The organism is Paenibacillus caui (assembly GCF_019904135.1).
Taxonomy (GTDB): Bacteria; Bacillota; Bacilli; order Paenibacillales; family Paenibacillaceae; genus Fontibacillus; species Fontibacillus caui.
Window position 1 is genome coordinate 21083 of record NZ_JAIOGQ010000040.1, and the last position, 11972, is coordinate 33054.

Consider the following 11972-nt stretch of genomic DNA (forward strand, 5'->3'; position numbering starts at 1 on the left):
CAAATATATAAATTACACAAAAAATAAAGGAGGTATTCGTAATGAGCTATGTAGCAGGAAGCTACGATGTTATCGTTGTCGGTGCGGGTCATGCGGGTTCTGAAGCGGCTTTGGCTGCTGCTCGCATGGGCTGCCGTACACTCATGGTGACGATTAACTTGGATATGATTGCGTTCATGCCATGCAACCCGTCGATCGGCGGGCCCGCCAAAGGACATGTCGTCCGTGAGATTGATGCGCTTGGCGGGGAAATGGGCCGCAATATTGATAAGACATTTATTCAAATGCGTATGCTGAACACAGGGAAAGGGCCAGCCGTTCACGCGCTTCGCGCGCAAGCTGACAAATTCCTGTACCAGCATGCGATGAAAGAAACAATGGAACGTGAACCGAACCTGACGCTTCGTCAGGGGATGGTGGAAGAACTGATTGTGGAAGACGGACAGTGTGTTGGAGTGATTACGAAGACTGGCGCCGAATACCGGGCAAAAGCCGTCGTGCTTACAACCGGCACGTATCTGCGCGGCAAGATCATTATGGGTGAGCTGATGTATGAGAGCGGACCGAATAATCAGCAGCCTTCCGTGGGTCTTGCGCACCATTTGAGGGAGCTCGGGTTTGAGTTGGTTCGTTTTAAGACCGGTACTCCGCCTCGTGTGCACAAGGATACGATTGATTTTTCCCAAACTGAAATTCAACCCGGAGACGATAAGCCGAAATTCTTCTCCTATGAAACAAAAGGATCGGACAACGAACAGCTGCCATGCTGGTTGACTTATACTTCGGTAGACACTCATGAAATCATCAATGCGAATTTGCACCGCGCTCCAATGTTCTCTGGTGTAATTGAGGGAACGGGGCCTAGATATTGCCCGTCTATTGAAGATAAGATTGTACGCTTCAGCGATAAGCCGAAGCATCAGATTTTTCTGGAGCCGGAAGGCAAGAACACATCGGAATATTACGTACAAGGCTTGTCAACAAGTATGCCAGAGGATGTACAGTTGAATATTCTTCGTTCCATCCCTGGCTTGCAAAATGTTGAGATGATGCGTACAGGCTATGCGATTGAATATGATGCCATCGTGCCAACCCAATTGTGGCCGTCTCTGGAGACGAAACGTCTGCCCGGATTGTTTACGGCCGGTCAAATCAACGGAACCTCCGGCTATGAAGAAGCGGCCGGTCAAGGCATTATGGCCGGAATCAATGCGGCGCGGAAAGTGCAAGGCAAAGATCCTGTCGTCCTGAACCGTTCTGAGGGCTACATTGGCGTTCTGATCGACGATCTGGTGACCAAAGGAACTAATGAACCTTATCGTTTGCTTACCTCGCGTGCGGAATATCGTCTTCTGCTGCGTCATGACAATGCGGACTTACGCCTTACGCCGATCGGTTATGAAATCGGATTGATTTCGCCTGAACGTCACAGCCAATTTTTGGATAAAAAACACAAAGTAGAACAAGAAATCGAACGTTTGCAAAAGACGAAGGTTAAGCCTTCTGATGTGAACCCGCTGCTTGTGGAGAACGGTTCGGCGCCGATTCAGGATGGCAGCAACTTGCTGACGATTTTGCGGCGTCCCGAAATAACTTATGATTTGATTCATTCCTTGTTCCCCTCGGATATCGAACTTGATGAAGAGACGAGAGAACAGGTTGAGATTCAGGTGAAATACGCTGGGTACATTGAGAAGCAGCTGGTTCATGTTGAACGGCTGCAAAAGATGGAGCAGAAGAAAATTCCGGATTCCATCGAATACGAAGACATTCAAGGACTGGCTATAGAAGCGCGGCAAAAGCTTGCCCAAATCCGTCCGATTTCCATCGGCCAAGCCTCCCGGATTTCCGGTGTAACACCGGCCGATATCTCGATTCTGCTTGTCTACCTGGAGCATTTCAACCGGGTGACGGCATCGAGAGAGGGGTAATGACGAAGCATGGATGATGTTCAATCCCAGTTTACCGGACTGCTTGAGCAGCGAGGGATCAGGCTGAATGATCGGCAGCTTGATCAGTTTGAGAGCTACTACCTGGAACTGGTCAGCTGGAATGAAAAAATGAATCTTACCGGCATTACGGACCGGGAAGAGGTATATATTAAACATTTTTACGATTCGTTATCGCTTGCTTTTTATGTAAACATGGAAGGGAAAAATGCGATAGCGGACATCGGCTCAGGAGCAGGATTTCCGGGTATTCCGTTAAAGATTGCTTTTCCTCATCTAAAGCTGACGATTGTTGATTCGCTTAACAAGCGCATTCAATTTCTGCAGCACGTTGTAGGCGAGCTGAAGCTGGATGAAGTGCAGTTGATTCATGGTCGCGCCGAAGATGTGGCTCGTAAGCCGGAACATCGCGACTCTTATGATCTGGTAACGGCGCGTGCAGTAGCCAAGTTGGCTGTATTGAATGAATTTTGCCTGCCCTTTGTCAAGGTGGGTGGAGTGTTCGCAGCTATGAAAGGTACCGATCTGGCTGAGGAGGTAAAGGAAGCAGCACGCAGTTTGAAGGAGCTAAAAGGTGTGCTTCTGGAAGCGTTCCAGTTCACACTGCCAGTATCCGAATCCAATCGTCATATTCTTGTGGTGAAGAAGAGCAATCCGACTCCTGGCAAGTATCCGCGAAAAGCAGGAACTCCACTGAAATCACCGCTTGTATAGATTTTGGGGTGTTCCACGAAGTCTAATTTTTTTGAGAACTATCTATCTCTATATACCTGTAGGTAAGGATAGGGATTTCACTTTGGTTACTGCCTGAAAAAATCGGAGTACTGCTGGTTTATGCTAATAGCGATGCTCGTTTCCCGATTATGTTGGCAAGGAACGGGTCTCCTTTCGCGGTAACCTTGTCTCTTTGTTCGCCAGTTATGATTAGGTAGTTTGTTTGGTTAGTATGGGGGTGCCTAGGGCACCCCTTATTTTTTACAGTTTTCTGATACAACCATAGAGATAACCTGTTCCACGTGAAACAATTATCTGTGAAACGTAAAAATACGTCTCTGAATATAATAGGATTATAGAGAAAAAAGTGGTAGAATAGAGTTATCCCGCAAACTTCTTTGGATGTATTTTTTTGCAGTATCATGTGCTTTTTTAATACAGTTAATTGCAAATCATGGACCTAATGATCTGCAAAGTTTTACATAAGAAAAGTCGGCGTGGGTAAATGAAATTCCGGTAAGACAGTGCAGTCTTAAGGGAAGTCATAAAGAAATGTCTTTATGAAACTATGAAATTAGGTGGTAATCTGCGGAATGAAAGAACAATTTTCTAAATTGTTTGGTTTAACCGAGCGAAACGTCGGGGATGAAGTGAAGCAAATTCCTGTTGAGGAGATTGTTGGGAGCCCTTATCAGCCTCGAACCATTTTTGATGATGAGAAGATTGATGAGTTGTGCCAAACGATCAAAACACATGGGGTCATCCAGCCTATTGTTGTCCGCTATCGTAATAACACTTATGAAATCATAGCCGGCGAACGGCGATGGAGAGCGGTCAAAAAACTTGGTTGGGACACGATTCCAGCCATTGTTCGGGAATTTAATGATTCGCAAGCAGCTTCGATTGCTTTAATTGAAAATCTCCAACGAGAAGGCCTGACCTCAATCGAAGAAGCGTTGGCTTATCAGAATTTGATTGATCTTCATCAATTGACCCAGGAGAGCCTCGCTCAAAGGCTGGGTAAGAGCCAATCGACGATCGCCAATAAAATCCGTCTGCTTCAATTGCCGGAAGTGGTAAAGACCGCATTAATGGAACGGAAAATAACAGAACGTCATGCTCGTGCGCTATTGTCACTGGATACCGAAGAACTGCAGTTGAAGGTTCTTGAAGAAATCATTGCCAAAGAGTTGAACGTGAAACAGACGGAAGCGCGTATTGCTTTTTATAAAGAAGTTTCGAAAATTAAAAAGAAGAAACGGATATCTTTTACCAAAGATGTTCGTCTTGCCTTGAATACCATTCGTCAATCCATTGATATGGTGAATGATTCCGGTTTACAGATTAAAACATCGGAAACGGATCATGAAGACCATTATGAAATCATAATCCAAATCCCTAAACGGTAATGGATAGATAAGTGATCAGGGAGCGGCAGGAAGAGCCGCTTTTTGTGTCTTTTTGTAGTTGCAGCTGAAGAAATACAACGATAGATCTACAAGAAGATTTCTTATAAATATTGAGGTGAACAGGTTGTCTAAAACTATTGCCATAGCTAATCAGAAGGGCGGGGTCGGCAAAACGACGACATCCGTTAATTTGGGTGCTGGCCTTGCGATGTTAGGGAAGAAAGTTTTACTAATTGATATTGACCCGCAGGGCAATACAACGAGTGGTATTGGAATTAATAAGGCAGACGTGCCGAATTGTATTTATGATGTGCTCATCAACGAAATACATCCGAAAGAGGCGATCACGCCAACGCAAATTGAAGGGCTTGACGTGATTGCTGCAACGATTCAGCTAGCTGGTGCGGAGATTGAACTGGTTCCTACCATTTCCAGGGAAGTGCGCTTAAAGAAAGCGATCCAGCTAGTAAAAAATGATTATGACTATATTCTGATTGATTGCCCTCCTTCATTGGGGATATTGACATTGAACTCTCTCACAGCTGCCGATTCTGTGTTAATTCCGATTCAATGTGAATTTTATGCGCTTGAGGGATTGAGCCAGCTGCTGAATACGGTGCGCTTGGTTCAGAAGCATTTGAATACCTCATTGGAGATTGAAGGCGTTCTGCTCACGATGTTTGACGCCAGAACGAATTTAGGGATACAGGTGATTGAGGAAGTGAAAAAGTACTTCCAGCAAAAGGTATATAAAACCGTAATTCCTCGCAATGTCCGTTTAAGTGAAGCGCCATCGCACGGTCAGTCGATTATGACCTACGACCCTCGCTCCAAGGGAGCGGAGGTTTATCTTGAGTTAGCAAAGGAAGTGGTTTCGTATGAGTAAACGCCTTGGTAAAGGACTTGATGCTCTGATTCCTTCGCTATCTGTTAATGAAGATGACAAAGTGGTGGAAATCGCATTAAAACAGCTTCGCGCCAATCCTTATCAGCCAAGAAAATCGTTTGACGAAGAGGCGATCAAAGAGCTCGCCGAATCCATCCGTCAACACGGAGTTATTCAGCCGATCATTGTCCGCAGTGTGCTTAAGGGCTATGAAATCATAGCCGGCGAACGAAGATTTCGTGCCTCCCAGTATTGCGGCAAAGAGACCATCCCTGCCGTTGTCCGGAATTTTACAGACCAGCAGGTTATGGAAATTGCTTTGATCGAAAACTTACAGCGTGAAAATTTGAATGCCATGGAAGTAGCCGTAGCTTATCAAGGGTTAATGGACCAATTTAACCTTACCCAGGAAGAGCTTTCACTGAAGGTGGGAAAATCTCGCTCGCATATTGCCAACTTTTTAAGATTGCTGGCGCTGCCCGAAGAAGTGAAGGATTATGTTTCACGTGGAACATTATCAATGGGACACGCAAGAGCGCTAGTAGGATTGAAGAATCCGGAAGTCATCAAGCAGTTAGCCAAGCAGTGTATTGAACAGGAATGGAGCGTAAGGGAGTTGGAGGAAGCCGTCCAGCAACCGGATCGAAAGGGTAAAGATAAGCCGAAACCTCAGACGAAAAAGAGAGATCCTTATATTGAAGAAGTAGAAGAGACACTGCGAGATCGTTATAAAACAACCGTAAAGATCAAATCGAATAAGGATAAAGGTAAAATCGAAATCAACTATTACAGTCAGCAGGATCTGCAGCGTTTGCTCGATTTGCTTCAATAAGAGAAGACGACATATCTGTCTTGAACGAAGATGGGTGTGTCTTCTTTGTGGATGAAGTTAAGATAGCAAATGGTACGTCATTCAACAAGCAAATGAAGTAGGCCATATAGTGCAAGGGGAGGGAGAACACTGGAAGCAAAGGAAATCATTTATTTGGATCATGCTGCGACTTCCTGGCCTAAGCCAAAGTCAGTCGTTCAGGCAGTCTTGGAATCGATGTCCGGAGTCGCTGGAAGCCCCGGTAGAGGAACTCATGGAATGTCTTTGCAAGCAGGACGAATGATGAATAAAGCGAGAATGGCACTCTCCAAACTGCTCGGCTTCAGCAACCCGAATGATGTAGCTTTCACCAATAACGCAACCATGGCGCTTAATTTAGCGATAAAAGGTTTGGTCAAGCCAGGGGATCACGTCATTACCACGATGCTGGAGCATAATTCGGTAAGAAGACCGCTCGAATATTTGAAGCGGACCTCCAATATTGAGGTTGATTATGTACCGGTCGAGCCATCCGGAGAAATGGATTTTCAGGCTCTGAAAGGCTTGTTCCGTTCTAATACCCGGGTGGTTATTGCCACTCACAGTTCAAATTTGTTAGGGTGCATTTTGTCAATCCGGGAACTGGCCGAGCTGGCTCATGAGCATGGGGCGGTCATGCTTGTAGATGGTGCACAAACAGTAGGCCACTATCCAATCCATGCGGAGGACATGAAACTGGATTTGTTGGCATTTCCTGGTCATAAGGGGTTGCTTGGACCTCAGGGCACAGGGGGGCTTTACATCCATCCGGAAATCAATTTGGAGCCCCAGATGCATGGTGGAACCGGAAGCCAGTCCGAACAACCGGAACAGCCTGATATCAGACCAGAACGTTATGAAGCTGGAACCCCCAATGTACCCGGGATTGCGGGCCTTGCAGCAGGCGTGGAAGAAATTTACAAAATTGGTGTAGAGCCTATTTACAATCATGAATGGACATTAACTCAACAGATTATAGAGGGGCTTCAAGAATTGAAGGGGATCCGGATTTTGGGTCCAAAGCTTGGAGTTGCCCGAACCGGAATTGTTTCCTTCGTGCTTGAAAATCAGGATCCGGCACAAACGGCCTTTGAGCTTGATCGGCAATATGGAATTGCGGTCAGGGCAGGATATCACTGTACACCACTTGGGCATGAATCAGCCTGCACTTTAAATACTGGGGCGGTCCGGGTGAGTGTTGGACATACTACAGAGGAGCAGGAAATCGATGCTTTGCTCAGGGCCGTTTACCAATTGAGCCAAAGATAGAAACAATATCGGTGTGATATGGCGTGCAGGCGGAACATCGGGTATTAAAAAGGAGAAGAACACAGACATGCAGGAATTGAATGATCTCATTTCAGACCAATTATTTGCGCTGATTGGCGGATTGGCCTTATTGGTTGTTTGGCTGCTCATTTGGAATTTTGTGCAGGGAGCAAGGCTCAAAAGAATGCGCGGCAAATATGAAATGATGATGAAGGGAACAGGGGTAGAGGACCTGGAATCTTTGCTTGTTAATTTAAAGGTACAACTCGATGAGGTGGAGGACGAACATGCAAAGCAGCAGCGGCAACTGCAGCATCTGCAGACGATTATCCCTAAACAGAAAGCAAAAATAGGCATAAAGCGGTACAACGCTTATGCCGATCATGGAAGTGACCTCAGCTTTTCCGTAGCCATTGTTAATGATGCCAAAGATGGGGTAGTGATCACAGGTCTTTTTAATCGGGATGGCTCTTATGTTTATGCCAAACCTCTCCAGCAAGGAAACTCAACTTATTCGCTTTCTCCCGAGGAGCTGGAAGCCATTAATCTGGCTGGACAAGAGTCGTAAACCCGCGTTTCCATTCTTTGATCGCTGAATAAAGGCTGCTGGCAATAATATCTGAGAGACGCATAACGAGACTAAGCCTTGTATTCTGAAGCACAAAGTATTCCATAAAGCCGCCGACATTGACGATGCCTGTGAGATGGATATCGCCGACCGGCGGCAGTTCTTTATTTACGCCTGCCCCCGGACGAAGCGGTCCCTGGACAATTTGAATGCAGCCAACGCTGGAAGATTGACCAAGGCAAGCATCAATACCGATAATAAAGGGATCCTCAAATTTTTGATGAACTTGAGATAAGGTCTCCTGCAGGTTCATGGCATGAACCGGTTGTTCAAGCGTACCATATAAGTGAAAGAATGAATGGTCGAACTTAGATAAGGCCGTACCCACAAGCGGTCCCAAACAGTCACCCGTCGAACGGTCCGTACCGATGCAAATAACGACGATGGGGCGATGGGAAGCCGTTTGAGAGAAATGCAATAAAAGGCGATGAATCAGGGCAGAATGAATATCCGGCTCTGCATGGGGTATTTTTAAATAGGGGATCTCCTGCACTGTCGGTATAGGTTCTAATTGTGACATGAAAGGCTCCTCTCCTTAACTGTGGAAGTCGTCATGAGCATGGACAAACGGATTTGCAAGCTTGGGTAGTAGTAGTTAGTATATGAAAAATGGACAAATTTTATACTTGGAACTGGAAATAGAAGAGGGGGAGTCCAGATGGAGGATTGGCTGGTTATGGCCTTCGATTCGACCCAGCATGCACTAAGGTCAGAAACGCTTATGGAATATTTGAATATCGAGTTCGACTTGTTTCCTACGCCGAAGACGATTACGGCAGGCTGCGCTTTATCTATTCAGTTTCCGCGAGAATACTTGAATCAGGTTGCTGCAATGATTCATCAGGAGAAGGTCGAGATCAGAGGAATTTTTATAAGAAAAGACGACATCTATGAAGCAATCAGGCTGGAGGAGGTATAGCTTTTGAATCGTTATTTGTTTGAAATCAGCAGTGCCCAGCAAGCCCTGGAAGAGGCGAAATCCTGGAATCAGCAAATGTGGGACAGAGTAACCGATGCAACGATGTGGGGGCATATTCTGTTCTCCGGACTGCGTATCATTGTTATTTTGCTCCTGACAAGGTTGTTCGTCAGAGTCATATATAAGGTGATTGACCGTTCTTTGCAGCGGCGTGAGAATAACCGGTTAAGCGTCAGTCCAAGACGTTTTGTGACGGTTGGAGAACTTCTGAAGAATGTAACTTCTATTGTAAGCAACTTTGTAATGATCATGCTTATTTTAAGCGAACTCGGTGTGAATCTGGCTCCGCTGATAGCCGGGGCGGGGGTGCTGGGACTGGCCATCGGTTTTGGTGCGCAGAGCCTGGTCAAGGATGTGATTACCGGCTTCTTTGTCATCCTGGAGGATCAGTTTGCGGTTGGAGATGTCATTCAGATTGCAAACGTTAAAGGAACGGTTGAAATGATCGGACTTCGCTCCACTCGATTGATCAGCTGGACGGGAGAGGTACACATTATTCCTAACGGGATGATTACGAATGTAACCAACTTCTCCTTGAATAATTCTTTAGTTCTTGTCGACCTGCCTTTCAGCAATACGCGGAAGCTTGATGATGCCATTGATCTTCTCAAGGCGGCTATGGTTCAATTAAAAGAGGACAGCAACCTGCTGGAACAGGTTCCGAACGTAGTAGGGGTACAGTCCTTGACCACCAGCGAATACGTTGTTCGCATCACAGCGGAATGCCAGCCTGGGTCGAAAGCCGGTCTTGAGCGGGAAATTAAGGCTTACGCCAAGAACGCATTGGAGCAAGATGAGATTAGACGATCAGCCCAACCAGAGGGAGGAGCTTCATAAATCGAGATTATCGCAAAATAGGGGGCTACATGATGGAACGGAAATCTTTTCAACTCGGGGATATTGTACAAATGAAAAAAAATCATCCATGCGGGAGCAATGAGATGGAAATTATTCGGATGGGCATGGATATTCGGATCAAATGTGTAGGATGCAAGCATAGCGTTCTGATCCCTCGGGCCAAATTTGAGAAAAATATGAAGAAAGTACTTCGTTCGGCAGCGACCGATCTAGAAAATGATAAGCCTAATGCTGAATAAATTGTTTATTAATTTTATTGTTGCAAGTGTTATAAATTTATGTTAAAATAAATAATGCTGCGGAAAGGTACCCAAGAGGTCCAAGGGGGCTGACTCGAAATCAGTTAGGCGTCGCAAGGCGTGCGTGGGTTCGAATCCCACTCTTTCCGCCATTACAATGAATGTATGAAGCTTTTGCATCTCAGGGAGAAGCAAGGGCTTTTTTTATTTTTTCGAAACATAAGAGAAGGAAAAGGGCCCCTTGCGGGACCCTAATCGACGGCGCTTTCTGATTGGAATTCTTGTCTCACAAAACTGGAACTTGGACAGCTGATCCAAAAGGGCCAGCCGCGCCGTAAAGTCTAAACTTTAGCGGTGATATCCTTATGATCCGTGTATTCGTGAATAAGACTCCTAACAGCAGTTATAAGCGGCTTGATCCAACGGAACCACACCTCTCTTGACTGCGCCGTCTGATTATATAATGTCCGGCATGATGAAACAATATGCATGATTATAAAATTCGGATCAGGAAATTAATGGACAAGTGCTTTTTCTGCTTTCTTCCATTTACGGTTCTTGTTTGTAGTGTCTGGGAAGGACTCGCCCTTCTTCAGCTTGATGCGTTTTGGGTTTTGAATTTGGGTATGGAAGCTTCGGGCCTCGCCGACTTCCGTGTAAATGCCATCATTGGGCGCTTTGTCTCCAGGCTCAAATTCCGTGCGTTCACCCATCCGTATCGTCTCCTTTGCGGTTTAATAATGGACTGCCTTTGTAGTTTGTTCCGGCTCAGCACAATTGATAAGAGGTCAATAATGTCAACTTGCAACTTAGGCGCCAATTTGTTATATTATTATGGTGCGAGTTTATGCTCGCTCCTTGCTCCCAAGCGATAGAGTTGGGGGCCGTGAGTCCAAGAGGAGGTGAAAGATATGCGCAAATACGAAGTGATGTACATTATTCGTCCAGACGTTGAGCAGGAAGCTGTTCAAGCAACTGTCGAAAAATTCCAAGGCATCATCCAAAACGGTGGGGAAATTACAAGCCACGAAGTTATGGGTAAACGCCGTCTTGCGTATGAGATCAACAAGTTACGTGAGGGAGTTTACGTGCTCGTAAACTTTACGGCAACTCCTGAAGTTGTTAACGAACTTGAGCGGATTTTGAAAATCTCTGATGAGATTATCCGTTATCTCATTACGAAAGACGTTGCTTAATAGCGGGTTGTAAGGATTACCCAAAGGAGGGACCTCGGATTGTTGAACCGTGTCATTCTAATCGGCCGGCTAACGCGGGATCCGGAGTTGCGTTATACGCCATCGGGCGTTGCGGTAACTCAGTTCACTCTTGCTGTGGACAGACCCTTTACGTCACAAGGCGGAGAGCGGGAAGCGGATTTCATACCGGTCGTAACGTGGAGACAGCTGGCGGAGACCTGCGCCAATTACTTGCGCAAAGGTCGTTTGACTGCAGTGGAAGGACGCATACAAGTACGGAATTACGAAAATAACGAAGGTAAGCGTGTGTACGTGACCGAAGTAATTGCCGATAATGTCCGGTTCTTGGAGTCCAACCGCGAAAGCGGCGGTGGAGGCGGAGGAACGCAGCGGGAAGAAGCTTCCTTTGGAGGCGGAAACCGTAGCAACAACGGCGGCTACTCACGCGGCAATCAGGATCCATTTTCCGACGATGGGAAGCCGATTGATATTTCGGATGATGATTTGCCATTTTAACTTGGAAAGGACTGAATAGAACATGGCTTTTAAACAAAGAGAAGGCGGAGACAACGACAAAAGACCGGCACGCCGCGGCGGCCGCAACAAACGTCGTAAAGTATGCTTCTTCACTGTGAACAAAATTACTCACATTGACTATAAAGATACGGAGCTGCTGAAGAAATTCATCAGCGAGCGCGGTAAAATTTTGCCTCGTCGTGTAACTGGCACCAGCGCCAAATACCAACGCCTTTTGACGATCGCTATCAAGCGTTCCCGTCAAATCGCACTGCTTCCATACACAACTGAATAAGTGATGTGAGAGCGGACCAAAGCCGATCGTGGGAAACCATGGTCGGCTTTTTTTATAGTACGCCCAGCATGGGCGTCATCTACACGGTGAAAGTCCGGAATGGGGGCTGGCGAGCGCCTACCATTAGCCAAGGGTAAGGGTGTCCCATCGTGAGGTGGAATCTGAAGGAAGCCGGAGGCAAAAG

15 protein-coding genes and 1 tRNA gene are annotated in these 11972 nt (G+C 46.2%); 14 read left to right on the forward strand and 2 right to left on the reverse strand.

Translation table 11 applies throughout. From position 1 onward, the window contains the following. Positions 1-41 precede the first annotated feature (41 nt). The 7 genes from mnmG (at position 42) to K7397_RS19010 (ending at position 7645) form a co-directional block, all read left to right on the forward strand. Complete coding sequence (gene mnmG, locus K7397_RS18980) at positions 42-1931, forward strand: tRNA uridine-5-carboxymethylaminomethyl(34) synthesis enzyme MnmG (protein ID WP_223069993.1); 1890 nt, start codon at positions 42-44, stop codon at positions 1929-1931. A gap of 9 nt (positions 1932-1940) precedes the next feature. Next, entirely contained in the window at positions 1941-2663 is a 723-nt protein-coding gene (gene rsmG, locus K7397_RS18985) for a 16S rRNA (guanine(527)-N(7))-methyltransferase RsmG (RefSeq protein ID WP_223069996.1), read from the forward strand. 593 nt (positions 2664-3256) lie between these two features. Beyond that, positions 3257-4072 (forward strand): nucleoid occlusion protein, encoded by an 816-nt coding sequence (gene noc / locus K7397_RS18990; protein ID WP_223070008.1) that lies wholly within the window; start codon positions 3257-3259, stop codon positions 4070-4072. 124 nt (positions 4073-4196) lie between these two features. After that, the gene (locus tag K7397_RS18995; protein WP_223070011.1) at positions 4197-4958 is read left to right on the forward strand and encodes a ParA family protein; all 762 of its coding nucleotides are present in this window, start codon (positions 4197-4199) and stop codon (positions 4956-4958) included. After that, positions 4951-5790, forward strand: a complete 840-nt coding sequence (locus K7397_RS19000) for a ParB/RepB/Spo0J family partition protein (protein WP_223070014.1) — start codon at positions 4951-4953, stop codon at positions 5788-5790. Before K7397_RS18995 ends, K7397_RS19000 begins: the two co-directional genes overlap by 8 nt. Positions 5791-5919: 129 nt before the next feature. Further along, positions 5920-7077, forward strand: a complete 1158-nt coding sequence (locus K7397_RS19005; protein ID WP_223070027.1) for an aminotransferase class V-fold PLP-dependent enzyme — start codon at positions 5920-5922, stop codon at positions 7075-7077. 67 nt (positions 7078-7144) lie between these two features. Beyond that, positions 7145-7645 carry a DUF4446 family protein gene (locus K7397_RS19010; protein WP_223070016.1) on the forward strand — a complete coding sequence of 167 codons (501 nt, stop codon included), beginning with the start codon at positions 7145-7147 and terminating at the stop codon, positions 7643-7645. On the opposite strand, the gene yyaC is transcribed toward K7397_RS19010, so the two are convergent. Then, on the reverse strand, positions 7620-8225 hold the full coding sequence (gene yyaC, locus K7397_RS19015; protein WP_223070018.1) for a spore protease YyaC: 606 nt from the start codon (positions 8223-8225) through the stop codon (positions 7620-7622). The two genes, K7397_RS19010 and yyaC, sit on opposite strands and share 26 nt — an antisense overlap. Positions 8226-8363: 138 nt before the next feature. Here yyaC and K7397_RS19020 point away from each other — a divergent pair, with 138 nt between their 5' ends. The 4 genes from K7397_RS19020 to K7397_RS19035 all read left to right on the forward strand — a co-directional run bounded on the left by K7397_RS19020 (position 8364) and on the right by K7397_RS19035 (position 9933). Continuing rightward, entirely contained in the window at positions 8364-8624 is a 261-nt protein-coding gene (locus K7397_RS19020) for a putative Se/S carrier protein (protein ID WP_223070021.1), read from the forward strand. Between the two features lie 3 nt (positions 8625-8627). Then, positions 8628-9521, forward strand: a complete 894-nt coding sequence (locus tag K7397_RS19025; protein ID WP_237691051.1) for a mechanosensitive ion channel family protein — start codon at positions 8628-8630, stop codon at positions 9519-9521. Positions 9522-9553: 32 nt separating this feature from the next. Next, positions 9554-9781 (forward strand): DUF951 domain-containing protein, encoded by a 228-nt coding sequence (locus K7397_RS19030; RefSeq protein ID WP_223070029.1) that lies wholly within the window; start codon positions 9554-9556, stop codon positions 9779-9781. A gap of 61 nt (positions 9782-9842) precedes the next feature. Next, positions 9843-9933, forward strand: a tRNA-Ser gene (locus K7397_RS19035). Positions 9934-10296: 363 nt separating this feature from the next. Here the strand turns inward: K7397_RS19035 and K7397_RS19040 are convergent. Continuing rightward, positions 10297-10494 (reverse strand): YjzC family protein, encoded by a 198-nt coding sequence (locus K7397_RS19040; protein WP_223070023.1) that lies wholly within the window; start codon positions 10492-10494, stop codon positions 10297-10299. A 198-nt stretch (positions 10495-10692) separates the two neighbouring features. Between K7397_RS19040 and rpsF the strand changes: the two genes are divergently transcribed. Genes rpsF through rpsR form a run of 3 tightly spaced genes read left to right on the forward strand, consistent with a single transcriptional unit; the run spans position 10693 to position 11788 of the window. Then, the gene (gene rpsF / locus K7397_RS19045; RefSeq protein WP_223070025.1) at positions 10693-10977 is read left to right on the forward strand and encodes a 30S ribosomal protein S6; all 285 of its coding nucleotides are present in this window, start codon (positions 10693-10695) and stop codon (positions 10975-10977) included. A gap of 39 nt (positions 10978-11016) precedes the next feature. Further along, positions 11017-11493 carry a single-stranded DNA-binding protein gene (gene ssb / locus K7397_RS19050; protein WP_223070026.1) on the forward strand — a complete coding sequence of 159 codons (477 nt, stop codon included), beginning with the start codon at positions 11017-11019 and terminating at the stop codon, positions 11491-11493. 22 nt (positions 11494-11515) lie between these two features. Next, complete coding sequence (gene rpsR / locus K7397_RS19055; protein WP_108467617.1) at positions 11516-11788, forward strand: 30S ribosomal protein S18; 273 nt, start codon at positions 11516-11518, stop codon at positions 11786-11788. Positions 11789-11972 lie beyond the last annotated feature (184 nt).

Excerpts from the sequence above, each read along its gene's own strand:
- mnmG (WP_223069993.1), top strand. The coding sequence starts at position 42 with ATGAGCTATGTAGCAGGAAGCTACGATGTTATCGTTGTCGGTGCGGGT.
- rsmG (WP_223069996.1), top strand. The coding sequence starts at position 1,941 with ATGGATGATGTTCAATCCCAGTTTACCGGACTGCTTGAGCAGCGAGGG.
- noc (WP_223070008.1), top strand. The coding sequence starts at position 3,257 with ATGAAAGAACAATTTTCTAAATTGTTTGGTTTAACCGAGCGAAACGTC.
- K7397_RS19000 (WP_223070014.1), top strand. The coding sequence starts at position 4,951 with ATGAGTAAACGCCTTGGTAAAGGACTTGATGCTCTGATTCCTTCGCTA.
- K7397_RS19010 (WP_223070016.1), top strand. The coding sequence starts at position 7,145 with ATGCAGGAATTGAATGATCTCATTTCAGACCAATTATTTGCGCTGATT.
- yyaC (WP_223070018.1), bottom strand. The coding sequence starts at position 8,225 with ATGTCACAATTAGAACCTATACCGACAGTGCAGGAGATCCCCTATTTA.
- K7397_RS19020 (WP_223070021.1), top strand. The coding sequence starts at position 8,364 with ATGGAGGATTGGCTGGTTATGGCCTTCGATTCGACCCAGCATGCACTA.
- K7397_RS19030 (WP_223070029.1), top strand. The coding sequence starts at position 9,554 with ATGGAACGGAAATCTTTTCAACTCGGGGATATTGTACAAATGAAAAAA.
- K7397_RS19040 (WP_223070023.1), bottom strand. The coding sequence starts at position 10,494 with ATGGGTGAACGCACGGAATTTGAGCCTGGAGACAAAGCGCCCAATGAT.
- rpsF (WP_223070025.1), top strand. The coding sequence starts at position 10,693 with ATGCGCAAATACGAAGTGATGTACATTATTCGTCCAGACGTTGAGCAG.
- rpsR (WP_108467617.1), top strand. The coding sequence starts at position 11,516 with ATGGCTTTTAAACAAAGAGAAGGCGGAGACAACGACAAAAGACCGGCA.